18 protein-coding genes are annotated in these 24,379 nt (G+C 72.5%); 3 read left to right on the top strand and 15 right to left on the bottom strand.

The window, feature by feature from the left end:
* Positions 1–15: 15 nt before the first annotated feature.
* Genes ACBJ59_RS26155 through ACBJ59_RS26135 form a run of 5 tightly spaced genes read right to left on the bottom strand, consistent with a single transcriptional unit; the run spans position 16 to position 6,209 of the window.
* Complete coding sequence (locus tag ACBJ59_RS26155; RefSeq protein WP_375112890.1) at positions 16–1,605, bottom strand: acyl-CoA synthetase; 1,590 nt, start codon at positions 1,603–1,605, stop codon at positions 16–18.
* Complete coding sequence (locus ACBJ59_RS26150; protein WP_375112889.1) at positions 1,605–2,753, bottom strand: thiolase domain-containing protein; 1,149 nt, start codon at positions 2,751–2,753, stop codon at positions 1,605–1,607. The genes ACBJ59_RS26155 and ACBJ59_RS26150 overlap by 1 nt, the downstream gene beginning before the upstream one ends.
* A 3-nt stretch (positions 2,754–2,756) precedes the next feature.
* The gene (locus ACBJ59_RS26145) at positions 2,757–3,776 is read right to left on the bottom strand and encodes a thiolase domain-containing protein (protein WP_375112888.1); all 1,020 of its coding nucleotides are present in this window, start codon (positions 3,774–3,776) and stop codon (positions 2,757–2,759) included.
* The gene (locus tag ACBJ59_RS26140; RefSeq protein ID WP_375112887.1) at positions 3,776–4,672 is read right to left on the bottom strand and encodes a Zn-ribbon domain-containing OB-fold protein; all 897 of its coding nucleotides are present in this window, start codon (positions 4,670–4,672) and stop codon (positions 3,776–3,778) included. Before ACBJ59_RS26140 ends, ACBJ59_RS26145 begins: the two co-directional genes overlap by 1 nt.
* Positions 4,662–6,209 (bottom strand): acyl-CoA synthetase, encoded by a 1,548-nt coding sequence (locus tag ACBJ59_RS26135; protein ID WP_375112886.1) that lies wholly within the window; start codon positions 6,207–6,209, stop codon positions 4,662–4,664. Before ACBJ59_RS26135 ends, ACBJ59_RS26140 begins: the two co-directional genes overlap by 11 nt.
* 153 nt (positions 6,210–6,362) lie before the next feature.
* On the opposite strand from ACBJ59_RS26135, the gene ACBJ59_RS26130 reads away from it, so the two are divergent.
* Positions 6,363–7,172 (top strand): crotonase/enoyl-CoA hydratase family protein, encoded by an 810-nt coding sequence (locus ACBJ59_RS26130; protein WP_375112885.1) that lies wholly within the window; start codon positions 6,363–6,365, stop codon positions 7,170–7,172.
* A gap of 94 nt (positions 7,173–7,266) precedes the next feature.
* On the opposite strand, the gene ACBJ59_RS26125 is transcribed toward ACBJ59_RS26130, so the two are convergent.
* From ACBJ59_RS26125 to ACBJ59_RS26105, 5 genes are all read right to left on the bottom strand, one after another.
* Positions 7,267–8,373 carry an NAD(P)H-dependent flavin oxidoreductase gene (locus ACBJ59_RS26125; protein WP_375112884.1) on the bottom strand — a complete coding sequence of 369 codons (1,107 nt, stop codon included), beginning with the start codon at positions 8,371–8,373 and terminating at the stop codon, positions 7,267–7,269.
* Positions 8,374–8,457: 84 nt separating this feature from the next.
* Positions 8,458–9,195: an SDR family NAD(P)-dependent oxidoreductase gene (locus tag ACBJ59_RS26120; protein WP_375112883.1), complete on the bottom strand. Its 738-nt coding sequence runs from the start codon at positions 9,193–9,195 to the stop codon at positions 8,458–8,460.
* On the bottom strand, positions 9,192–10,508 hold the full coding sequence (locus ACBJ59_RS26115; RefSeq protein ID WP_375112882.1) for an FAD-binding protein: 1,317 nt from the start codon (positions 10,506–10,508) through the stop codon (positions 9,192–9,194). The genes ACBJ59_RS26120 and ACBJ59_RS26115 overlap by 4 nt, the downstream gene beginning before the upstream one ends.
* A complete protein-coding gene (locus ACBJ59_RS26110; protein ID WP_364119247.1) occupies positions 10,505–11,392 on the bottom strand; it encodes a decaprenyl-phosphate phosphoribosyltransferase in 888 nt (295 codons plus the stop codon). Before ACBJ59_RS26110 ends, ACBJ59_RS26115 begins: the two co-directional genes overlap by 4 nt.
* Entirely contained in the window at positions 11,389–12,309 is a 921-nt protein-coding gene (locus ACBJ59_RS26105; protein WP_375112881.1) for a DUF3068 domain-containing protein, read from the bottom strand. The genes ACBJ59_RS26110 and ACBJ59_RS26105 overlap by 4 nt, the downstream gene beginning before the upstream one ends.
* A 95-nt stretch (positions 12,310–12,404) precedes the next feature.
* Here ACBJ59_RS26105 and ACBJ59_RS26100 point away from each other — a divergent pair, with 95 nt between their 5' ends.
* A complete protein-coding gene (locus tag ACBJ59_RS26100; RefSeq protein ID WP_364119252.1) occupies positions 12,405–13,649 on the top strand; it encodes an acyltransferase in 1,245 nt (414 codons plus the stop codon).
* Here ACBJ59_RS26100 and ACBJ59_RS26095 read toward each other — a convergent pair.
* On the bottom strand, positions 13,586–15,415 hold the full coding sequence (locus ACBJ59_RS26095) for an ArnT family glycosyltransferase (RefSeq protein WP_375112880.1): 1,830 nt from the start codon (positions 15,413–15,415) through the stop codon (positions 13,586–13,588). The two genes, ACBJ59_RS26100 and ACBJ59_RS26095, sit on opposite strands and share 64 nt — an antisense overlap.
* A 34-nt stretch (positions 15,416–15,449) precedes the next feature.
* On the opposite strand from ACBJ59_RS26095, the gene ACBJ59_RS26090 reads away from it, so the two are divergent.
* Entirely contained in the window at positions 15,450–16,190 is a 741-nt protein-coding gene (locus ACBJ59_RS26090; protein WP_375112879.1) for a class I SAM-dependent methyltransferase, read from the top strand.
* Here ACBJ59_RS26090 and ACBJ59_RS26085 read toward each other — a convergent pair.
* Genes ACBJ59_RS26085 through ACBJ59_RS26070 form a run of 4 tightly spaced genes read right to left on the bottom strand, consistent with a single transcriptional unit; the run spans position 16,131 to position 24,308 of the window.
* Entirely contained in the window at positions 16,131–17,099 is a 969-nt protein-coding gene (locus ACBJ59_RS26085) for a DUF3068 domain-containing protein (RefSeq protein WP_375112878.1), read from the bottom strand. The two genes, ACBJ59_RS26090 and ACBJ59_RS26085, sit on opposite strands and share 60 nt — an antisense overlap.
* A 5-nt stretch (positions 17,100–17,104) precedes the next feature.
* Positions 17,105–18,955 (bottom strand): hypothetical protein, encoded by a 1,851-nt coding sequence (locus ACBJ59_RS26080; protein ID WP_375112877.1) that lies wholly within the window; start codon positions 18,953–18,955, stop codon positions 17,105–17,107.
* Entirely contained in the window at positions 18,952–23,091 is a 4,140-nt protein-coding gene (locus ACBJ59_RS26075; protein WP_375112876.1) for an alpha-(1->3)-arabinofuranosyltransferase family protein, read from the bottom strand. The genes ACBJ59_RS26080 and ACBJ59_RS26075 overlap by 4 nt, the downstream gene beginning before the upstream one ends.
* Complete coding sequence (locus ACBJ59_RS26070; RefSeq protein WP_375112875.1) at positions 23,088–24,308, bottom strand: glycosyltransferase family 4 protein; 1,221 nt, start codon at positions 24,306–24,308, stop codon at positions 23,088–23,090. Before ACBJ59_RS26070 ends, ACBJ59_RS26075 begins: the two co-directional genes overlap by 4 nt.
* Between the last annotated feature and the right edge of the window lie 71 nt (positions 24,309–24,379).

Raw genomic sequence — 24,379 nt, 5'->3', positions numbered from 1 at the left:
CCCCGATCGGCTGCCTCAGTCCGTGGCGGTGTTCTCGACCGTCTCGCGGGCCCACCGGTAGTCGGCCTTGCCCGCCGGCGAGCGCACCATCTCCGTCACGAACGCGTACGTACGAGGCACCTTGTACCCGGACAGAAGCCGCCGGCAGTGCCCGTCCAGCTCGTCGGCCGTGACCTCGATGCCGGGCCGCGGCTCGATCACGGCGGCCACCCGGTTGCCCCACCGCTCGTCCGGCACCCCGGTCACCACCGCGTCGAACACCAAGGGATGCCCCTTGAGCACCGCCTCGACCTCCTCGGGGAACACCTTCTCCCCGCCGGTGTTGATGCACTGCGAGCCCCGGCCGAACACGTTCACGGTGCCGTCGGGGTCAACCGTGGCCAGGTCACCGGTCAGCAGCCACCGGGTGCCCGCCTCGTCGGTGACGAACGTGCGGGCCGTCTTGTCCGGGTCGTTGTAGTAGCCGAACGCCACCCGCCCCGACCGCGCCACCGTCCCCATCTGCCCCGAGCCGGGTTCGACCGGGCGGTTCCGCTCGTCGAGCACGGCCAGCTTGACCACGGCGTTCGGCTGGTAGCGCAGGCCCGTCTCGGGCGAGGAGCCGGCCACGCCGGAGGCCGTGTAGCCGGACTCGGTGGAGCCGAAACTGTCCAGGATCATGACGTTCGGGAGCAGCTCCTGGAGGCGGTCGCGGACCGCGCCGGACAGGATGGCCCCGGTCGAGCTGATCACGAACAGCGAGGAGACGTCGTACGAGCCCTTCTCCAGCGCCTCGGCCAGGGGCCTGGCCATGGCGTCTCCGGTGATGTTCAGGGTGGCGACGCGCTCCCGCTCGATCGCCCGCCAGACCTCCGCGGCCTCGAACTTGCGCACGTACACGATGGTCGAGCCCATGCACCAGCAGATGAACGTGGCCATCTGCGCGGCCCCGTGCATGAGCGGCGGCGCGGCCATCATGACCATGGGGGTGGCCTTGATCGCCTCGTCGATGACCTCCTGCGGGGTGGCGCGCGGCTCGCCGTACGGGTTGCCGCCGCCGAAGCCCATGAACAGGTCCTCGACGTGCCACATCGCGCCCTTGGGCATGCCGGTGGTGCCGCCGGTGTAGATGATGTACACGTCCTGGCCCGAGCGCGGCGGGAAGCCCCGCTCCGGCTTGCCGTGTTCCAGGGCCGTCGCGTACGGCACCGCCGAGCCGAGCGACGGTTGCCCGCCCACCGCGATCAGGTGCTCCAGCAGCGGCGCGTCGCCGGCCACGGCGGCCACCCTGGGCTCGAACTCCACGTCGTAGAGCAGTGCCCGGAGGTCGGCGTCCCGGTAGAGGTAGAGCAGCTCGGCCTCGACGTACCGGTAGTTGACGTTGATCGGCACGGCCCTGATCTTGAGGGCGGCCAGCAGGCCGGCGACGTACTCGATGCCGTTGTAGAGGTGCAGGCCGACGTGCTGGCCCGGCTGGACGCCGAGGTCCATGAGGTAGTGGGCGAGCCGGTTCGACTCGGCCTCCAGCTCGGCGTAGGTGCGCCTTTCCTGGCCGCAGACGACGGCCGTCCTGTCCCCGATCGTGTCCGCGAGCCCTTCGTACAGGTCAGCGTGGTTGAACTCCATCAGGGTCTCTCCCGTCCGAGGATCCACATCGCGAAGAACTGGGCTCCCCCGCCATAGGCGTGGCCGAGCGCCGTACGGGCGCCCTCCACCTGGTGCTCGCCGGCCATCCCGCGCACCTGCAGCGCGGCCTCGGCGAACCTGATCAGCCCCGACGCCCCGATCGGATTGCTCGACAGCACCCCGCCCGAGGCGTTCCAGGGGGTGTCACCGTCGAGTGCCGTGGCGCCCGACTCGGTGAGCTTCCATCCCTCCCCTTCCGCCGCGAACCCCAGGTTCTCCAGCCACATCGGCTCGTACCAGGAGAACGGGACGTACACCTCGGCCACGTCGATCTGCCGCCGCGGGTCGGTGATGCCGGCCTGCTGGTAGACGTCCGCGGCGCAGTCCTTGCCGGCCTGCGGGCTGACCGTGTCGCGGGCGGCGCGGAAGATCGGCTCGGAGCGCATGGCCGTCCCGTGCACCCAGGCCGGGGTGCCGGTGACCGCCGACTCTGACGACAGCACCAGCGCGCAGGCGCCGTCGCTGGACGGGCAGGTCTCCAGGTAGCGGATCGGCTCCCAGAGCATGGGCGTCGACTCGACCATCTTCTGGTCGATGCCGGGGATCTTGAGGTGCGCGTACGGGTTCTTCAGCGCGTTCAGCCGGTCCTTGACCGCCACCAGCGTGCCGATGTGGCCGGGGGCGCCGGACCTGCGCATGTACTCGCGGATGTGCGGGGCGAAGTAGCCGCCCGCGCCCACCACCAGCGACGCGTTGAACGGCAGGTGCGTGGACAGCGCCCAGGTGGCGTTGGACTCCGACTGCTTCTCGAACGCGACCACGAGCACCCGCTCGTGCACCCCGCCCTGGATCAGCGAGGCGCCGACCAGGGCGGTGGAGCCGCCCACGCTGCCCGCCGTGTGCACGCGCATCATGGGCTTGCCCGCCGCGCCGAGCGCGTCCGCCAGGTACGCCTCCGGCATCATCACGCCCTCGAACAGGTCCGGCGCCTTGCCGATGACCACGGCGTCGATGTCCTTGAACGTCAGCCCGGCGTCCGCCAGCGCCCGCAGCGCCGCCTCGCGCACCAGCCCGGCGATCGAGACGTCGCGCCGCTTGGTCGTGTAGTGCGTCTGCCCGACGCCGATGACCGCGCACCGGTTGCCCATTGTTCATGCCTCCAGGACGGTGACGAGGTTCTGCTGCAGGCAGGGGCCGCTCGCGGCGTGCGCGACCGTGCGGCTCGCGTCGCCGTCGTGGATCCGCCGCGCGGCCTCGCCGATGCGGATGAGGCCCGTGGCCATGACGGGGTTGGCGGCCAGCGGGCCACCCGACGGGTTGATCACGGTGTCGCCGCCCAGTTCGAGCGCCTCCCGCAGGACGATCTCCTCGTGCGGGAACTGGGCGTGCAGCTCGGCCACCTCGACGGGCCCCTTCCCGACCCCCGCGGCCCGCGCGGCGTCGGCCGCGGAGACCGACCGGGCCAGGTCGCGCAGGCCCAGGTAGTGCGGCTCGATGCGGTGCGCGATTCCCCTGATGTAGGCGGGATTCGGGCACAGCCGGGCGGCCAGGTCCCCGGTCGCGAGCACGATCGCCGCCGCGCCGTCCGTGATGGGCGGCACGTCCGTCTTCCTGAGCGGTTGCACGGCGAAGTCCTCACCGTCCGGGTCGGGCAGATCGAGCGCGTACGGGTTGCTCCTGCCGTCCGCGCGGCTGCGCCGGACGATCTCGTCGAGCTCCCGCCGGTCCGCGCCGACCGCGTTGGCCTGGAGGGCGGCGTAGGAGAGCTGGTCGAGCCCGAGCGGGGCCAGGTAGTACGGGTCGAGCTGGAGCGTCATGATCGTGCGCAGGTCGCCGAGCGACGACTTGCCGAAGCCGTAGACCAGGGCCGAGTCGATGTCGCCGTGCTGGAGGCGCACCCACGCCTCGTACAGCGCCCAGGCGCCGTCCATCTCGACGTGGCTCTCGGAGATCGGCGGCCAGGCGGCCAGCGCGTCGAGCGCCGACACGAACGAGAACGGCGCCCCGGCCAGGTAGTCGCAGCTCCCCGAGCAGGTGAAGCCGAACCGCTTGAGCCCGGTCCGCTCCTTGACCTCGTTGATCACGGGCAGGATCAGCTCGGGCTCGGTCAGGCCGGTGTCCTGGCCGGTGTGCCGCGTCTGGGCGAATGCGACGATCGCTACGTCTCTCATCACAGCTCCACGTCCGGCTCGCCGGTGGGGGCGAACCAGCGGATGTTCGTCATGGACGCCGTCCGCTCGCCCTCCGGGACCCAGACGGCCTTGACGCGCATGCCCTGGCGCACCTCGTGTGCGGGTACGTCGCCCATCAGGGCGATCATGGGGACGTCGGCGCCGTCGAGCAGGATGTACGCCGACACGAACGGCACCTGCGGAGCCCGGGGATCCGGCAGGTTGTTGATGGCGTACGTGGTGATCGTGCCGGTGTCGGGGAGTTCGAGCGTCTCCGGGATGGCGCTTCCGCATTCGGGGCAGGCCGCCCGGTAGGGCACGTACACCTTGCCGCAGCTCCCGCACCGGCCGCCGAGGAGGACGCCGCGCTCGACGCCCTCCAGGAAGACGCGCAGCGCGCCGCCCGCCTGGAGGCGGTATTCGGCGCGCACGTTGGACACGATCTTCGTGACCTCGGGGGCGAAATGGGAGATGTCGGTGATGTGGCCGGTGGGCCGGTCGCGCCAGACGGGCCAGACGCGCGTCCCGGCCCCGATCGCCTTGGGGTTCTCGGCCTCCACCGCGTGCAGCAGGGCGGTGTCCGCGCCGTCGAGCTCGATCAGCGCCCAGGCGAAGGGGCGGTCGAGCGGGTGTCCTTCGAGCGGCTCGTCCACCCATGCCCACGTCGTGACCGTGCCCGCCGGGCCGACCTCGACGTACTCGCCGGTGACGGGCTCGCCGGTCGCGGGGTCGTACTCGAGGGGCGGGACGAGCACCCGGCCCTCCGCCGTCCGCACCCCGACGATGCGGCGGGCGCGTAACTCGCTCAGGAACCGGCCGACCACCGGTCCCGTCGTACGCGTGTAGCCGCCGGGGAACTCCAGGACGTGCTGAGCGACCAGCGGATCAGATGGCACGGTCGTGTCCCTCCCAGTACGGGGCGCGGAGCTTGCGTTTGAGCAGCTTGCCGTTGGGCTCGCGGGGCATCTCGGCGATGAAGTCGATGCTCTTGGGCCACTTCATCCTGGCCAGCCGCCCCTCCAGCGAGGCCAGCAGCTCGGCGGCCAGCTCGGGCCCCGGCTCGGTGCCCGGCGCGGGCTCGACGACGGCCTTGATCTGCTCGCCCCACTCCTCGTCCGGGATGCCGAACACGGCCACGTCGGCCACCTTCGGGTGGATCATGAGCTCGTTCTCGATCTCGGCCGGGTAGATGTTCGTCCCGCCGGAGATGATCATGTCGGCCTTGCGGTCGCACAGGTAGAGGAAGCCGTCCTCGTCCAGGTATCCGATGTCGCCGACGGTGAAGTAGTCCTTGAGGCGGTTCGCGGCGGTCTTGGCGGGGTCGCCCTTGTACTCGAACGGGACGCCCATCATCTTCATGTAGATCGTCCCGGGGGTCCCGGTGGGCACCGGCTCGCCCTGGTCGTCCGCGATGAGCAGCTCGCTGATCGGCCACGCCGAGCCGACCGTGCCCGGGTGGGCCTTCCAGCCCTCGGGCGTGGCGAGGGTGCCGCCGCCCTCGGTGGCCGCGTAGTACTCGTACACGCAGTCGCCCCACCACTCGAGCATGGCCCACTTGACCGGGATCGGACAGGGGGCGGCGGCGTGGATCATCCATTTCAGGGAGGAGAGGTCGTACTTGGAGCGGGTCTGCTCCGGCAGGGCGAGCAGCCGCTTGAAGTGGGTCGGGACGAGGTGCGAGTTGGTGACGCGGTGGCGCTCGCAGAGCGCGAGCATCTCCTCGGCGTCCCACCTGTCCATGTAGACGAGCGTGTGACCCATGTGCAGCGCCGTGCCGCCGAACTGGGTCACCGCCGTGTGGTAGCTCGGCGAGGTCACGAGGTGCGCGTTCGGGCGGCCGGGGGTGATGCCGAACAGCCCGAGCAGGAAGGTCATGAGCTCAGCGGCGTCGTCCGGGTCCAGGCCGCTGAGCTGCCGCCGGACGCCTTTGGGCTTGCCGGTGGTGCCCGAGGTGTAGTGCATGGTGGCCCCGGCGGTGCGGTCGGCGGGGGTCGTGTCGGGCTGCCCGTCGAGGAGCTCCGCCAGGGGCCGGAACTCCTCCGCCGTGCCGCCCATGCGGAAGCGGCGCTCGGGCGCGATGGCCTGGGCCCCGCGGGTGCCCTCGGCCAGGAAGCGCGGGTGCACGAAGAAGGCCTTGGCCTCGCTGTCGGAGACGATGTAGGCGATCTCGGGGCCGGTCAGGTGCCAGTTGATCGGGGTGTAGTACCAGCCGGCCTGCAGGGCGGCCAGGTAGAGGACCAGGCCGTCGGCGCCGTTCGGGACCAGGCCGCAGATGCCGTCGCCGGGCTGGAGGCCGAGCGCGCGCAGCCCGTGCACGAGGCGGTTCGAGCGGGCGAGGAGGTCGCCCGCGCGGTATTGCGTGCCGTCCGGGTCCACGGCCGCGATCCACTCGGGATCCGCCTGCGCGAGCCTCCAGAAACCGAGCGTGCCCATCTGATCTCCTCAGCTCAGGGCGAGCAAAACAGGAACCTGTTCTCGTTTGCTGGTGGGAGCGTATCCCGGGAGCGAAGCCCTGAGCAAGCGCTTGATCCGCGAGGTATGATCGCGGCCTAACAAGCGCTTGATACAGCGACTTTGGAGGCATCCGTGGAGCTCCTGCCGATCAGCACCCCGCACTGCCGGATCGAACGCGACGGCCACGTCCTGACCGTCACCATGAACCGCCCGGAGGCCCGCAACGCGCTGTCCTCGGACATGCTGATCGGCCTGGCCTCGGCATGGGCGTACGCGTCGGCGGAGCCCGGCGTCCGGGTGGCGATCCTGACGGGCGCGGAGGGCACGTTCTGCTCCGGCGCCGATCTCAAGGCCATGGGCCAGGCGTCGACGGACCCGGAGGTCCAGGCCAGGGCCGCCCAGATGCCCAACTTCCACTGGAAGGGCCTGTTGCGCGAGGACCTGCCCACCAAGCCGATCATCTGCGCGGTGGAGGGCTACGCGGTCGCCGGCGGCACGGAGCTGCTGGTGGGCACGGACCTGCGGGTGGTGGCGGAGTCGGCCACGCTCGGCCTGTTCGAGGCCAAGCGGGCGCTGTTCCCCATGGGCGGCAGCGCCGTACGGCTGCCCCGCCAGATCCCGTACTGCCACGCCATGGACCTGCTCCTCACCGGCCGCGCGATCACGGCGGCGGAGGCCCTGTCGATGGGCCTGGTCAACCGCGTGGTCCCGGACGGCCAGGCGCTGGCGGCGGCCCGCGAACTGGCCGACGACGTGGCCGGTTCGGGCCCGCTCGCGGTGCAGGCGATCCTGCGGACCTACCGGGACACGCTGGGCATGCCGGAGGTGGCGGCGCTGAAGGTGTCGGACGAGCTGGGCTGGCCGGTGATCGGCTCGGAGGACGCCAAGGAGGGCACCCGCGCCTTCCGCGAGAAGCGCCCCGCGGCGTACGAGGGCCGCTGACCGAGGACCGCCGACCGAGGGCCGCCGACCGGGAACCACTGACGCACCGGCCCCGCGCGAGCGAGGCCGGTGCGCCCTTCGAGACGCGGACGTCTCAGTCGCCCGTGAGGCGCTGCAGGCGTTCCAGGGCCTCCGCGTACTCCTCCACCAGCCCGAACACCACGTCCTTGGCCGGCTTGACCTGGTTCATCATCCCGATGATCTGGCCGGCGGGGAACGTCGCCAGCTCCGAGGCGTCCGAGCGGCCGATGCGGCGCAGCGCGTCCGACACCAGCATGAACTGCATCGGCATCGGCAGCGTCCCCGGCGACTCCTCCGACTCCCACGCCTCCGTCCACTCGTTCCTGAGCAGCCGCGCGGGCTTGCCGGTCCAGCTGCGCGAGCGGACGGTGTCCCGGGAGGTGGCCTCCAGGATGCGGCGCCTGGCCATCTCCGGCGTGTCCGCCTCCTCGACCGTGAGCCAGATGGAGCCGGTCCAGACGCCCTCGGCGCCCAGCGCCATGCCGGCGGCCATCTGGCGGCCATTGCCGATCCCGCCGGCGGCCAGCACGGGCACGTCCACGGCGTCCACCACCTGCGGGATGAGCACCATGGTCGAGATCTCACCGGTGTGCCCGCCGGCCTCGGTGCCCTGGGCGACGACGACGTCCACCCCGACCTCCACCTGCTTGAGCGCGTGGCGCGGGGTCGAGGCGAGGGCGGCGACCTTGACGCCGTGCGCGTGGGCGAGGTCCACGACGTCGGCGGGTGGCGGGCCCAGCGCGTTGGCCAGGAGCGCGATCGGGTGGCGCAGCGCGACCTCCACTTGGGGGCGCGCGGTGGCGTCGGTCCAGCCGAGCAGCACCCGCCCGGCGTCCGCGTCCGCCGACAGCGGCGGCACCCCGTGCTTGGCCAGGAGGTCCTCGACGAAGGCCCGGTGGCCGTCGGGGATCATCGACTGCAGGCGGCCGACCAGCTCCTCGGGGGCGAACTCCGCGCCCTCGTACGAGGCCGGCATGACCACGTCGACCCCGTAGGGCCGGCCGTCCACGTGGTCGTCGATCCACTTGAGCTCCATCTCGAGCTCTTCGGGCGTGAAGTAGAGCGCACCGAGCACCCCCATGCCGCCGGCCCTGCTGACGGCGGCGACCACGTCCCTGCAGTGGCTGAACGCGAAGATCGGGAGCTCGATTCCGAACATGTCCGTGACACGTGTCCGCATGCCCCGACCATAAGACGCCCAGCTGTCAAACTGCAACGCGTTCTACTCTAGAACCTTTGCTCGGTCAGCCGAATGGAACGAGTTCTATCGCGGCAGCCTGCGCCAGAGGGCCCTGGGCAGCAGCCGCAGCGCGCCGAAGGCGGGCCCGAGCGCGCGCGGCACCCAGACCGAGGAGGCGCCGTCGCGCAGCGCGCCCACCGTGGCCAGCGCCACCTGCCGGGGGGTCGAGGACAGCGGGGCGGGGACGAGGCCCCTCGTCATCCGCCCGATCACGAAGCCGGGCCGGACGATCAGCACCCGGGCCCCGGTCCCGTGCAGGGAGTCGCCGAGCCCCTGGGCGAACCCGTCGAGCCCGGCCTTGGCGGAGCCGTACACGAAGTTGGCCCTGCGCACCCGCGCGCCCGCCACCGACGACAGCACCACGAGCGTGCCGTGTCCCTGGTCGCGCAGCACCCTCGCGGCGTGCAGCCCCACCGACACGTGGGCGGTGTAGTTGACGGTGACGTCCCGCGCGGCGGCCGCGGGATCGGCGTCGTAGTCCGCCTGGGCCCCCAGCACCCCGAACGCCGAGATCACCACGTCGAGGTCGCCGACCAGCTCCACCGCCTTGGTCAGGACCGCGCCGTGCGCGTGCACGTCCAGCGCGTCGAACGGCACGACGTGGACCTCCACGCCGAGCGCGGGCGGGACGAAGTCCTCCCGCGCGGCCAGCACCACCCGGCTCGCGCCGAGCCCCACGAGCAGCCGGACGATCTCCATGCCGATCTCGCTGCGCCCGCCGAGCAGCAGCACGGTGTCGACGGCGCCGAGCGCGTTCTTCACAGCAGAAGCCTCCTGGCCAGGTCGGAGCGGAACAGGCCGGCGGGATCGGCCTCGTCCCTGATCCGCCGCCACCGCTCCAGCTCGGGATACATCGCCGCCATCATGTCAGCGCGCAGCCGCGAGTCCTTGGCGAGGTAGACCCGTCCCCCGGCCGCGGCCACCCGCCGGTCGAAACCGCGCAGCAGGCCGCCCAGCCCGCGCTGCCCGGCCGGGATGTCCAGGGCGAGGGTCCAGCCGGGCATGGGGAACGACAGCAGCCCGCCGGAGCCGGGCCCGAACCTCTTGAGCACGGTCAGGAACGACACGGTGCCGTGCGCCGACAGCGACCCGACGATGCCGCGCAGCGTCTCCTCCGCGCCGAAGGGCACCACGAACTGGTACTGGACGAAGCCGCGCGGGCCGTACACGCGGTTCCAGCCCTCGACGGCGTCGAGCGGGTGGAAGAACGGCGCGAGGTCCTGCACGACGGTCCGGCGGCGCGGGGCCCTGCGGTACCAGACCTCGTTGAAGGCGCGCACGCTCAGCCCGTTGAGCAGCCCGCCGGGCACCCACGCGGGCGCCCGCACGAGCGGGCCGGGCGCGAAACCGGGCTCCCTCTTCTCGGTACGTCCGGCGTGGTCGCCCCTGGTGAGCACGCTGCGCCCCATCCGGCGGCCCCGGGCGAGCAGGTCGATCCAGGCCACCGTGTAGCGGTAGCGGTCGTCGGTGGCGGCCATGACCGCCAGCGTCTCGTCCAGGTCGCCGGTGCGCTCCACGTCCACCCGCATCCGCGCGCTCTCGACGGGGACGCAGGCGAAGGTCGCCTCGGCGATCACCCCGGTCAGCCCCATGCCGCCGACGGTGGCGTGGAAGAGCGGCTCGCCGGGGCGCAGGACGCGGGCCGTCCCGCCGGCGGTCACCAGGGTGAGCGAGCGGACGTGGGCGCCGAAGGAGGAGTCGCGGTGGTGGTTCTTGCCGTGCACGTCGGCCGCGACGGCGCCGCCGACGGTGACGTACCGGGTGCCGGGGCTGACGGGGAGGAACCACCCGCGGGGGACGAGCTCGGTCATGAGCTCGTGCAGGCTCACGCCGCCCGAGGCGGTGACCAGGCCGGAGGCCTCGTCGAACGTCCAGGTGTCCAGGCCGGTGCAGTCGAGGACGAGGCCGCCGGCGTTCTGGGCGGCGTCGCCGTACGACCTGCCCAGGCCGCGCGCCACCACGCCGCGCCGGGGAGCGTCCTCGACCGCCTCCCGCAGCTCGTCGAGGGTGCGGGGGCGGGCGAGCGTGGCCGGGGTGGGCGCCGTACGCCCCCAGCCGGTCAGGAACGTCGTCATGCGTAGATCCCCAGGCCCACCAGCACGACCAGCCCGGCGGTGAAGACCAGCGTCGGCCGGTCGCGTACGGCCAGCTCCTCCGGTTCCTCGCCCTCACCCCGGTTCACCAGCAGGTTGTGCCGGAGCACGAGCAGCAGGAACGGGATGATGCTGAGCCCGTAGAACAGGTCGTCGTGCGCGTTGAGCGCCCACAGGCAGTACGTCACGATCATCGCGCCCGAGCACATGACCCGGACCTGGGTCAGGTAGCCGGGCGGGTAGGCGGCCAGCGTGGCCCGCGTCCCGCTCACGCCCTGCGCCCGCAGCTCCACCTCGCGCTTGCCCGCCACCAGCTGCAGCGCGGCGAGCGAGACGACCATCAGGAACCAGCCGGTCACCGGCACGTCCACCGCCACGGCCCCGGCGTAGGCCCTGATCACGTGGCACCCGGCGACCGCGATGAGGTCCACGACCTCCTGGTGCTTGAGCCACAGCGTGTACGACAGCGTCAGCGCGACGTAACCGGCCACCACGGCGGCCGGCTGCCAGCTCCCGGTGAGCCCGGCGACCCCGGGCGCCAGGACCAGCAGGACGACACCCGTCGTCCGGGCCGCCCGCACGGACACCGCCCCCGACGCGACCGCGCGCCGCCGCTTGCGCGGGTGCAGCCGGTCGGCCTCCACGTCGGAGGCGTCGTTGATCAGGTAGGAGCCGCTGGCGGCCAGGCAGAACGCGGCGAAGACCAGCAGCGCCGCGAGCAGGCTGCGCGGCTCGCCGAGCACCCCGGCGGCCATGGGGGCGGCCAGGACCAGCAGGTTCTTCAGCCACTGGCGTGGCCTGGCCGCCTTGAGGAGGGCCAGCACGGGTGTGGCCGGACGGGACCGCGCGGCCACCCCCTGGCTCATGCGGTCCTGCGCCCGCGCAGGGTCAGCAGGAGGCCCACCACGACCAGCACGAGGCCGACGACGCCCACCACGATCGGCACCGTGGTCCTGATCAGCGTGATCTGGCTCTTGCCGTCCCTGGCGCTGTCCACGAGCCTCTGCACGGTGTCATCGGTCATCTTGGCCGTGGCCACGAACGCCTTGGAGCGCTCGACGCCGTCCTGGCTCTTGAGCACCTCGTTGCGCTGCTGCTCCTGGCGCACGGGCGCGCCGGTGGTGGGCTCGACCCAGTACGTGACGGTGCCGGAGTAGTAGCGGTCGAGCTGCACGTCGCCCGAGGTGCCCATGCCGAACCAGGCGGCGGGGGCGTTCAGCGTCTGCGTCTTGGTCTCGGGGACGGCCTGCTCGAACTTGTAGGTGTCGAGGCCGTTCACCTTCTCCTCGCCGACGAACCTGGCCTCGTACGCCTTGCCGGTGCTGGAGTTGAAGACCAGGTAGGTCTTCTTCTCGGCGTCGAACGGGAACTTGTAGATCTGCCCCTGGAGCTGCACCGGAGCCTTGTCGATGTTGACGCCGCAGCAGTTGAGCCCGACGCCGGAGCGCTTGTCGAAGGCGCTGCGCCGCTCGGTGAAGTCGATGCCGGCCTTGCTGTTGGTGACGTCGTTCACGGCGGTGAACTCGTCCCACACGACGCGGTCGCCGGCGGCCTCCTTCACGTCACCACGGGTGGTGACGATGATGTCGAGGTCGGCGGTGAGCACTCTGCCGTCGGGGACGCTGAAGTATTGTGCGCCGGCCGCCCGCAGCTTGGTGATCCCGTAGTAGTCGCCCGCGGCGGCGCTGAGCGCGGGTGCCACTTGGAATCTCAGCAGGGGTGCCAGAACAATGAGGAATGCCCCGGCGGCGATCAGGACGCTGCCAACGACGACCCGGTTCATGGACCCTCCATGCTGGGTGACTGTGACTGGAACTAGTTCTACTCGCCGGTAATGTTATTGCGGTGAGTGACCAACGTCACCAGGGATGCGGAAACGTGACCGAAACAGGTTCTACATCGGCGGCCGTGCCGGTCGTGTCGGGCCACCAGACCTCCCTCGACGGGATCCGGGCCGTGGCCGCCTTTGCCGTGCTGCTGTTCCACGTCTCGATGGAGACCGGGACGGCGCTGGAGCCCGGGTTCCTGGGCGGCGTGCTGGCCCGGGGCGAGATCGGCGTGCCGATCTTCTTCACGCTGTCGGGGCTGCTGCTGTACCGCCCGTGGGCGGCGGAGGTGCTGACCGGCGAGCGGACCCCGGACACGCGCCGCTACCTGTGGCGGCGCTTCTTCCGCATCATCCCGGCGTACTGGCTGGTGGTGGCGGTGGCGCTGCTGCTGTGGGGCGAGGCGCACGCGTCTGACCCGTGGACGTGGGCGCAGATGTTGTTCCTGGTGCACACCTACGACACGAACCCGTGGTGGTTCGGGCTCGGGCCGAAGGGGCTCGGCCAGATGTGGAGCCTGGCGGTCGAGCTGAGCTTCTACCTCACGCTCCCGCTGATGGCGGCCGTGCTGCGGTGGTTCGCGCTGCGCGCCGGACCCGACCTGCGGGCCAGGGCCAGGCGGCTGCTGATCGGGCTGGCGGCCTTCGGCGCCGTGTCGTACGCGTACACGATCGTCGAGTACTTCCCCGAGTTCCGGCCGTGGATGAACGTGTGGCTGCCGCGCTCGTGGACGTTCTTCGTGCCGGGCATGGCGCTGGCCGTCCTGACCGTCTGGGCCAGGGAGGAGGACGGCCGCGTCCGGCGGCTGTGCGCCGCCCTGGCGTCGTCGTGGGGCTCGCTGTGGCTCATCGCCGGGCTGGCGTACCTGATCGCCTCCACGCCGCTGACCGGGCCGCGCCTGGTCGGGCTGGGCAGCATCTGGACCGCCTTCTCCGAGCAGGCCCTCTACACGCTCATCGCCTTCTGCCTGGTCGCGCCCGCCGCCCTGGGGAGCGAGCGGGTGCACACGCTGCTCGGCGGGCGGCTCATGAGCTATCTCGGCCAGATCTCCTACGGCGTCTTCCTGTGGCAGTTCGTGGTCCTCTACCTCTGGTACGACTTCACCGGCCAGCAGCCGTGGACCGGCAACCTGCCGCTCAACCTGGTCGCGGTCAGCGCGCTGACGGTCGGGCTGGCCGGGCTCACCCACCGCTACGTGGAGGAGCCCGCCAGGCGGCTGATCCGGTTCGTGCCTCAAAGGGCCGGCGGGGCCGGTCCCGGCTCGCCGAACGCCACCGCCCTGAGGCAGAACGCCTGACCCTGGCCGCCCGCCGCGGTGATGCGCATCCCCTTGCCGGCCCCGTCGTGCGGGACGTAGTACAGCGCCCCCATGGCACCGGTCGCGGGCAGGGTGGCCGCCCGCTGGACCTCGCCCAGGTCCAGCACGACCTGTACGGGCCGGGGGCTGGTGTAGGCCATGGCCACCACCATGCCGGGCCCCCCGTAGGACTCGACCGGGAACGACTTGCCCGCCGGATAGCACTTGGCGCCCTTGACCGCGTCGAAGAACGGGGTCACCCGGCCCACCAGGACGAGCTTGCCGGTGGCGTCGAAGACGTACGGTTCGGCCGTGGGGCGCGGGTTGCGCATGCGCTCCCGGGTCTCGGCGTCGGCCAGGGGCGCCAGCACGTACGAGGTGAGCCGGCGCGGCCCGTTCCAGGGCAGGACGATCTCCGGCGGCACCGGCCGGGCGTAGATGTCGGCGCCCGGCGCCGCCGTGGCCAGCGAGTCACGGGCGTTGTCCAGATAAGTCCGGACCCGGTCTCCGCTGAGCGTGTTGCCGAAGGCGTTGATGGAGACCAGCGACACCGCCACGAAGGCGGCGGTCAGCGTGCCCGCGGCCAGCGACAGCCCGCCCGGCACGGGCCGGCGCACGACGTCCTCCTCCCCCTGCGCCGGCAGCCACGCCAGCGCCAGGCAGAGGGCGAACAGCACCGCGGCGTCGGCCACGTACCTGGTCTCCGCGCCCACGAGGTCCCAGGCCGTGGCCCGCGCGATCACGGTGGGCACCGCGTCGGCCACCACGACGTAGGCCGCCAGGATCGCCCACGCCCGCCAGGCCCGCCTGCGGTACGCGCACGTGACCACGACCAGCAGCGCGATCACCACCCATGACGCGATCACGGTGGCCGGGGCCGGGTCGGCCAGGCCGCCGGTCGTGGTGACCCCGCCCCAGCGCAGCGGGCCGCCGACGGCGCCGGTGGGGAAGGTCTCGCCCAGCAGCCTGCGGACGAGCCCGGGGACCACCTCCGCCTTCGGCCCGGTCAGCGCGTCGGAGCCGGCGGTGTCGCGGCGCAGCAGGTAGAGCACGGCGTACCCGGCCAGCAGCAGGCCCTGCGCCCACCAGCCGGGCCGGCGCAGCTCCGTCAGGACCGCGCGGAGCCAGGGGCCCTTGCCGAGGTAGGCGCTGGTGACCCCGAGGATCACGAAGGGGATGAACACCCCCTTGGTGGAGAAGGCCATGCCGACGGCGGTCCAGATCAGGGCGTGCCAGCGGCCCTTGCCCTCGCGTACGTACCTGATGTGCGCGGCCAGCGCGGCGACCAGGGCGAGCTGCAGCGGGACCGCGTTGAGCGCGGCCGACCACCAGCTCATGGCGGGCACGGTGAGCGGCGAGAAGACGAAGACGGCCAGCGCGGCCAGCACCCCGGCGCGGTCGCCGAACAGCCGCCGCAGCAGCACGAGGAAGACCACCGAGGCCGCCGCCTGGAGGGCGACGGTCACGAAGGAGACCAGCGCCCAGTTGTACGGCGCCACCGACGTGAGCAGCCACACCAGGGCCAGCGCGCCGGGCATGAGGTGCCCCTTGTGCACCCGGGTCAGGTATTCCCAGGTGAGCCCGCTGTCACCGGCGCCGGCCACGAAGAGGAAGTCGTCCTCCACGAAGTACGCCTTGCTGAGGATCCCGGCCCTGAAGACCAGCGACACCAGGATGAGCAGCAGGCCGACACCCATGATCGGCCCGCCGCGCAGGGCGGGCAGCGTGATCTGTAAGGGCTCGGAGCGCTTGACGTCTTCAACCATCGCGGTCTCCTTCCGCTGCAGTAAGCTCCGCGCCGTGGACACCCCCGAACCGTTCCGAGCGGATCTGAGCAGATCCGTCCGGCTGCTGCGCGCTTTCCGCGTCGAGCAGAGCGATCCGGACTTCTTCTACGGCACCCTGGCCAGGGACACGGTCGCCCAGCTGGCGACCTACACGGACCTGGCCGGCGCCACGGTGGCCGACGTGGGGGGTGGTCCCGGCTATTTCGCCGACGCGCTGCGCGCCGCCGGGGCGCGCTCGGTGTGCGTGGACTGCGACGCCGGGGAGATGCGCCTGCGCGACGGCGTGGCGCCGCGCGACGCGATATTGGGCAGCGCGCTCGACCTGCCGCTGGCCACGGGCTCGGTGGACGTGTGCTTCTCGTCGAACGTGCTGGAACACGTGCCCGACCCGCTCAGGATGGCGGACGAGATGGTCCGCGTCACCCGGCCCGGCGGGATCGTCTACCTGTCGTACACGATCTGGCTGGGGCCCTGGGGCGGCCACGAGACCTCCCCCTGGCACTACCTGGGCGGCCACTACGCCGCCCGCCGCTACGCGCGCAGGCACGGCAGGCAGCCCAAGAACGTCTACGGCGAGAGCATGTACGCCGCGAGCGTGGCCAAGCCGCTGGCCTGGGCCCGGCGGTGCCGGGACGCGGAGGTCCTGGACGCGATCCCCCGCTACCTGCCGCGCTGGGCCCGCCATGTCGTCCACCTACCTGGCATCCGCGAGCTGGTCACCTGGAACCTGCTGCTCGTCCTGCGCCGCAGGTGAGCGCCGTCGCATGAGCCCGAGGGCGGTCACCACGCAGGCCGCTCCGAGCACCCCGCCGGCGATCGGGGCCACGGTGCCCAGCAGCAGGATCCAGCGGCTGTAGGCGGAGGCCGTGTTCAGCGCCGCGGCGACGTCGGCCTCCGTCGTGGTGAACCTGGCGTCCAGCGCGGTCAGCCGTCCCCGCCCGTCGGCCGTGACCAGCGTCTCCTTGACCTCGTCCACCGTCTTGACCGGCTGGCCGCTGACCGGCTCGACCCAGTACGTACGCCGGATCTCGGCGTGCCTGGCCAGGCCCACGTCGCCCTTGCCCGGCAGCCCGACGAGGGCGCGCGGCAGCGGCGGCGTCTCCCCCGGCACCAGCCGGCGTGGCGTGCGCTGCACGTAGCGGTAGGTCTCGACCCCCCGCACCCGCTCCACGCCGTCGAAGGCGGCCGTGACCGGCTGGCGCAGCCGCAGGTCGAACAGGGTGTAGTCGCGGCGCTGGGCATTGAACGGCCAGCGGAACGCCAGCCCCGACTGCTTGATCGAGGCGTCCTCGTCGAGGTACTCGCCGCAGCAGTTGATGATGGCCCCGGTGCGCCGGTCGAAGGCCAGCCGCCGCTCGTGATAGTCCAGCCGCTCGTCCTCGCGCGTGGACACGGAGATCGACTCGCCCCACACCGCGCGGTCGTCGTCACCGGCCAGCACGTCGCCGAACAGCCACCGGGTCTGCACCAGGTCCCCCACCGCCGGTCGCATCGTGGCCGGGTCCAGGTAGGTCGCCGACTCCGCCACGGACCTGGTCATGCTCTGCTGCTCCAGCGGCGTCTTGAGCACCTGGGCGGACACGTACAGGCGGGTCAGGGGGATGAGCGTCAGCAGGAAGGCGCCCACGCCGGCCAGCAGCAGCGCCAGGTTCCTGCGGGTCATGACGTTCATGGTCGCGGCACCGCCTGACCCGGCGTGACGTCGCCGAAGCACACGCCCGTCGGCACGTCCTGGACCACGATGCGGTCGGCGCCCGGCACCGCGAGCAGGAACACCTGGCCCAGGCCCGCGCGCAGCCGCACGTCAGTGGCGCGCTCGCCCATCCACAGCGTGACCTCCGCGTCCGTGCGGGCCGCGTACCCGAGCCGGACCAGGGTGCCCTCGACGCGGCGGGCCCGGTTGTCCAGCGGCACCTGCACGGTCCCGCCGGTGACCGGCCAGCAGCGGTCCTTCGTGGTGGGGGCGAGCGGGACGCCCTGCACGTCCACCGGCCGCAGGCGGCCCCGCTCGTCGAAGACCAGGCCGTCGAGCGCCGCGGGCGGCGCCTGCATCCTGGCCCTGAGCCGCGGGGAGGCCATCGCGCCCAGCACCCTGGAGGTCAGGCTGTAGGTACGGTAGCTGTTCGGCAGCACCTCGGACGGCACCAGCCGGTCGTAGATCACGGCGTCGGGCGGCGTCCTCGCCAGCTCGGCCCTCGCCGTCTCGATGTAGCGGTGACGGCGGTCCGCGCCCAGGTAGCCGGCGAAGAGCGTGACCGACACCAGCGACGCCCCCACGAACAGCCCGAGCGCCGCGCCGAGGACCCCGCTCACCCGCTCCCTGGCGGGCAGTGCCCTGCGGTACGGCTCCGCCTCGCCCTCCACCGGCAGCAGCACGAGGCCCGCCACCAGGGCGACCAGCGGCACGGCGTCGGCGACGTACCGGGTGTCGGTGCCGACGAACGAGCCCAGCAGGTGGACCCGCCCCCACAACACGGGCAGGGCATCGGCGACGAGGACGTATCCCAGCAGCATCGCCCAGGCCGCCCCGGCCCGCCTGCGGTAGTGCGAGGTGACCAGCACCACGGCCGCGAGCGTGACGAGCGAGGCGATCACCACCGCCAGGGGTGGCGAGGCCACCCCCCAGTCGCCGCCCGCGAACCACCGCCACGGGCCGCCGAGCACGGTGGTGGCGAACGTCTTGCCGAGCAGCTCCCACAGGAAGCCGGTGGCCTGGTCGAAGATCGGCAGCCCGCCGGTGTTGGGCGCGGAGAGCGAGCGCTGCACGTAGAGTGCCCCGAAGGCGAGGACGACGGTCACGTACGCGGCCCAGGCCGGCAGGTGTCTGCGCAGCGCCGTACGCAGGCCGCCGTGGTAGATCGCGGTGAGGGCGAGCAGCAGCAGCGGCAGCGCGAAGCCCTTGACGAACCCCAGCAGCCCGAACAGCACCCAGAACGCCGCCGCCAGGGCGTGCCGCATCCGCCCGGTACGCAGGTGGTGCCAGTGCGAGGCGATCGCCATCGGCAGGGCGATCTGCAGGAAGACGGTGTTGAGCGCCGCCGCCCACCACACGAGCGCGGGCACGGCGATCGGCGCGACGAGGAAGATCAGCAGTGGTGCGAGGATGGCCGGCCGCCGGCCGAACACCACGCGCAGCATGCGCAGCACGGCGAGGGCGGCGAAGGCGTGCAGCACCAGGATCCCGCCCGCCGCGTACCCCCAGCCGAAGGGCTCCAGCCGGGCCGTGAGCCAGGCGAGCAGGAAGCCGCCCGGCATGAACTGGCCGAAGTGGATGCGGGTCAGGTAGTCGAAGGAGAGCTCGCTCTCCATCGCCCTGGCCACGAACTCGAAGTCGTCCTCCTTGAAGTAGGAGGACGAGACGATGGCCGCCTTCCACGCCAGGCTCGCGGCGATGAGCACCAGCGCGGCCAGCAGGACGCCGCGCCCGCGCGCCCACCGGGACACGGCCCCGGCCAGGCGCGCCATCGGGGCCGGGACGGTCAGGACCATCCCGGTGCGCGGCTTGGTCGTCTCGGTCACGGGACACTCGTCATGGTCGGGCCGCCGGCGGCGACGGGGACGGGAGCCGGGGCCTGCCTGCGCGGGGCCCGCCGGGCGGGGATCTCGGCGAGCAGGTGCGCGAGCAGGGGCAGGCAGAGGAGCTGCGGCCACAGGCCGTCCATGCCGGCCGCCACGCAGGCCGCCGCCACCAGGTAGAGGACGATTCCGGCCTGGGGGCCGAGCAGCAGCCGTACGCGGGGGCCGACGCGCGCGTGCTCGGCCCCGCGCAGCGGACGCAGCCACGATCCCAGGGCGCAGACCGCGCCGACGACCACCGCGCCCGCCACCCCGCCGGTCCAGAACCCCAGGGCGACGGCGAAGGGCAGGACGGCGCCCGCGCGCAGGCGGGCCGGCCGCACCGGCGCGAGGTGCCGCGCGGGCGGGCCCGTCCTGACCAGGGCGAGCACGGCGACCAGCAGCGCGAGCCCGCCACCCGCCGCCAGGCGGGCGCGGTAGGACTCGTCGGGCTCGTAGGTCAGGGTGACGGTGCCGGCCGTGTACGAGGGCAGGAACCATGCCTGCCGCCACCCGTCCAGCCGGACCGGCTTCAGCTCGGTGGTCCCGATGCTGGCCCGCCACCCGGTGTTGAAGTTCTCGTTGACGACGAGGTAGGAGTCGTCGGTGACGCCGACCTTGACCACCCGCTCGCCGGCCTCCCACGAGTCCACGGACACCTCGCGCATCTCCACGGGCGCCGCCTGACGGGCGTCGGAGCTCGGGCCGACGACCGCGGACTCGATCCGGTAGGCGTCTCCCGTCCGCACCGTGATCCGGCCCGGGCCGGCCTCCAGCCGCAGCGGCTCGCAGCTCGTGAACGCGACGGGCTTGCCGGTGACCACGTCGTTGAGCGTGCCGTCGACGACCTCGGTGTGCACGGCCTGGCCGTTCACGGTGAGCGTCGGGCCGTACCCGCAGGGCAGCCTGAGCGGGAAGCCGGTCAGCGCGCCGAGCGGGCGGACCCCGGGGAAGGCGACGTCGCTGATCTCGACGGCCCGGCCGCCCGACGCCCCGAACTCCAGCCTGACCTTCCGGGCGGTCATGGCCGGGAAGCGGATGAGGCCGTCCTTGCCGACCCAGCTCTGCCTGACCCCGCCTTCGGCCCGGATCGTCACCCGGATGGGCGGGGCGCCGACGTAGGAGTCGGGCGTGACGACGCGGATCTGCGACAGCCGCGTCCTGCGGGCGAGGTCGACGCTCAGCGTGGGCCGGGGGTCGAGCGGGTCGGCGAACCAGGCGGTCTTCGGGTCGCCGTCGAACGCCCACCGGCCGCCGGCCGCGCCGTGCTGCACGGAGGTCGAGGACGCCGCCACCTTCATGGAGTCGCCGGGCAGCGCGCTGAGCCGCTCCATGGCGGTGCGGTCGGTGAGCACCGTACGGCCGGAGACGTCGTAGGAGCCGTCTTTCCTGATGGTGAACGTGCGGTCGAAGCCGTTGCCGTCGTCGCCCAGGACCTCGTGACTCTGGGCGCAGCTCCAGGCCACCGAGCCCTTGACGCAGCCGGGGACGTCGCCGGTCCGGCCGACCGAGATCGTGGCCGGCTCGGCCGCGCCCGCTTGGGGGTCGGGCACGGTGATCGTGCGGCCGGCCTGCACGCCGGGGACGGTCAGCTCGGTGATCCCGACCCGGCCGCCGAGCCTGCCCGGCTGCTCGCCGGCGGTGGCGAGCACCTCCAGCCGCAGCCGGCTGATCGGGCCCTTCGGCACGACCAGCTCCTGGGGGTCCGAGGTGGCGCGTACGCGCTGGCGCAGCGAGCCGGTGTCCGTCTCCACCGCCACCTCGGTGGGCGCGGGGCCGATCGGCGAGTTCTCGAAGGCCACGTGGATCGTGGGGACCGTCAGGGGCGAGCTGAAGGTGACCTCCAGCCATTCGCCCTCCGCGCCGTTCCAGCCGGTGGAGCGCCAGCTCGTCCGCCGGTCGCCGTCGAGCGCGGCGAACGGCTGGTGGCCGGGCTCCCTGCTCCCGGGCGCCGCCGTGACATCCGCCTCCGAGGTGGACGCGGTGACGTTCGCGATCCCGGTGAAGCCCGCCGTGGCCAGGTATTTCGTCCACGAGGGGTCGAGGATGTCGTTCGACGGCGAGGAGCCTCTGAACGGCTCGCCGGCCGTGAGCGTGGCGCTGGCGTTGCGGCGCAGGTCGGGGTAGGAGAGCTCGCGGCGGCGCAGCGTGTCGGTCAGCACCGTGTCGTGCGCGGGCACCTCGACCTGGCCGGAGTCGTCGTTGAGCAGGACCGGGCGGTCGTCGTCCACGAGGCCCTGCTCGGCCAGGTCGAGCACGGCCTCGGGGGCGCCGCCCACGCGCAGCGGGCGGGTGGCGTCGACGGTGCCCACCAGCGGCGCGGCACCGGCCACCTGGTAGATCTCGACCGCGTGGTACGGCTGGTCCAGCCAGGCGGCGGCCCTGCCGTACCGGCCGATGCCCACGCCGGGCCCCATCTGGGCCGCGAGCGAGATGCCGGGCGAGTCCTCCAGCGCCTGGTGCACGCGGGCCGGCCAGGCGGTGCCGATCGTGGCGCGGTCCAGGTCGTTGCGCACGACCAGGTACGACACCCCCATCCGGCGCAGCGTGGCGGTGAGCCCCGCGGAGCCCTTGCCGGTGGACAGCCGCTCGTCGATGGCGGCCATGACCCGCGAGATGCCGGCCGACCCCCACGGCACGATGGTGTGCGTGGCCCAGCGGGTCTGCGAGAGCGCCTGCAGCGGCTCGTCCAGGGGGCGTCCCCAGAGATACTCGCCGCGTTTGGCCCCGGGCACGGCCAGCACCATCCCGTTCCCGGCGTTGTTCCCCAGCCAGGAGATGGCCTGCTTCCAGTAGTCGGGGATCGCGGTGAAGCCACCGGTGGGCGCGAGCCCCGCGTAGAGGATCGGCAGGCTCGACAGGGTCATGAGCCCGGCCGCGGCGACGGCCAGCGGTCTGCGCCAGCGCAGGTGGGCCAGGGAGAGCAGCCCGGCGACGCCGAGCGCCACGGGCAGCCTGATCAGGGCGTCGAACTTGTGCAGGTTGCGGAAGGCCGCCAGCGGCCCGTCCAGCAGGTCCACCATGAGCTCGTGGTGGGGGGTGCCCGGATGGCCGGTCGTGATGACGGCCAGCCCGCACAGCAGGCTGATCAGGAGAAAGGGCCGCTCCGGCATCCTGCGCAGGGTCAGGCCGGCGAAACCGAGCGCCGACACGGCCGCGGTGACCACGACCAGCCAGGGGACCGTGGCCTGCTGGTGGGCGTCGGGCAGCCAGGTCTGCCCGTCCACGGTCAGGAAGCTGAGCCAGCTCGACGTGCCGCGCAGGGCGTTGACCAGCGAGGTCACGCCGGTCGTCGCGCTGGCGGTCTCGATGAAGGGCAGGAAGGAGAAGATGTAGCCGCCGAGCGTCAGCAGCGGCGCGGCCCACCACAGCGAGGCGAGCGCGATGAGCGGCAGCCACCAGGCGATCAGCCGGCGTTTGCCGGCCCCTGATCTCCTGGTCAGCAGGTAGAGCAGCGGGACGACGAGCACGGCGGCCTCGGCCACCGCGTTGACGCCGCCGCAGAACAGGAAGGCGAGCGCGGACAGCGCCGCCGCCCGGTACGCGGGCAGCTCGTGCCGGGCCCCTTTGACCAGGGGGAGAACGATCCACGGCAGGACGGCGCTGGGCAGGAACTCCGAGGAGTTGATGCCGACCAGCGCCTGCGCGTGCGGGGCGAGGGCGTACACGAAGCCGGCGATCACCCGGCCGTACGGGCCGCCGATGCCGAACGCGCGGGCGAGCTGGACCACACCGAGGAACGCGGTGCACAGCACCAGCGACATCCACAGCCGCTGCACCGCCCAGGACTCCATGCCGAGCTTGAGGAACAGCGCGTAGAACGGTCCCATCGGGAACAGGTAGCCGTACGCCTGGTTCTGCAGGTGGCCGAAGTAGGCGCCGTCCCAGAGGTGCAGGGCCCGGCCGAGGAAGCCCAGCGGGTTGACCGCCATGTCGAGCTTGGTCTCGGGGATGATCTTCTCGGTCGAGGTGTTGAACGCGATGGCCCCGAGCAGGAGGCAGGAGGCGAGCAGTCGCAGCCTGTGTCTGATCCGTGCCTCGTAGCTCTCGGCTGTGGACTCCGCGAGCTCCCCCCGGAGTCCAGACGAGGCTTGGGTCACTGATAGACTCCGCCGCGATCTTGGAGTTTCGCCAGGATAAGTCCGGTTATGCTAGCTCCAGTTCGGTTCCACGTAAATTCGGCCGCCCAGGCCCGGCAGGCGCCGGCCATCGCGGCCCTGCGGTCCGGGTCCGCCAGTTCCTTCAGCGCACGTTCGACCACGTCCGCCAGGCTCTCCCCGTCGCGCACCAGCCAGCCGGTGACGCCGTCGCGTACGGAGTCGCGCAGCCCCGCCACGTCGTAGGCCACGGTCGGCACTCCGAGCGCGGCCGCCTCCATCACGGTGAGCCCCCACCCCTCGAACTCCGAGGCCGTCACGTTCAGCCGCGCGGCGCCGAGCAGCGCGTTCTTGCGCGCCTCCGGCAGGAACCCGTGCAGCTCGACCCGCCCGCCCAGCTCCATGGCCGCGATCCGCCGGGCCAGCGGGCCGTGCTCGGGGCCGCGCCCGACGACGTGCACCCGCAGCCCGGGCCACGCTTCGCCCAGCTCGGCGGCCAGGTCGACGACGCGCTCGATGCGCTTGTGACCGACCAGGCGGCCGGCGTACACGATCGACGGCCCGTCCTGGCCGGACTCCCGCGCGGACCGCACGGGCTCGACGCAGCCGTTGGGCACGACCGTGATCGGGGCGAGCCAGCGCAGCTTGCGGCGCAGCTCAAGGGCGGACGACTCGGACACCGTGATCGTCAGGCAGCGGCGGTAGAGCAGCCGGGCGACCGGCCCCTCGACGAAACAGCCGATCCTGGCCAGCCACCGGGGCAGGAAGGCGTGGAACTGCCGGTTGTGCACGTGGTGCACGAGGCAGAGCACGGGAGTGTGGCGGCGTACGACCAGGGGGGAGAAGAACGGGATGCCGTTCATCGTGTCGATCACGGCGTCGACGCTGCGCCGGTGGAACAGCAGCCAGAGCGGCACCAGCAGGTAGACCAGATAGGGGTTGCCCATCCTGCGCAGCTCGATGTCCTCCAGGACCTCGGCGCGGCGCTGCCCCCGCTGGCGGCCGGTCACGAAGACGACCGAGGCCCCCTGGGCCAGCAGGTGCCGACTGACCTGCCAGGCGTACTCCTCCGCGCCGCCGGCGGTGGACTGCCGGGGCTCGCGGAAGTTGAGCATCGCGATGCGGACGCCCGTGAGCGGGCGTTCGCCCCCCTCTTCGCCGCGGGTGCGCGGCGCGGCCAGCTGGGCCGCCTCCCCCCGGTGCTCACCGGTAAAGACCACCGTCACTCCTCGTCAGCGAGCATGCGGGCATGGCGGAGCCACCCTCCGTGCTGTCGAGCTGGGATGGCCCC

It is taken from the genome of Nonomuraea sp. MTCD27 (genome assembly GCF_041950495.1).
Lineage (GTDB): Bacteria > Actinomycetota > Actinomycetes > Streptosporangiales > Streptosporangiaceae > Nonomuraea.
Note: the sequence above shows the minus strand (reverse complement) of the source record. Positions and strands in the feature narration are given on the sequence as shown.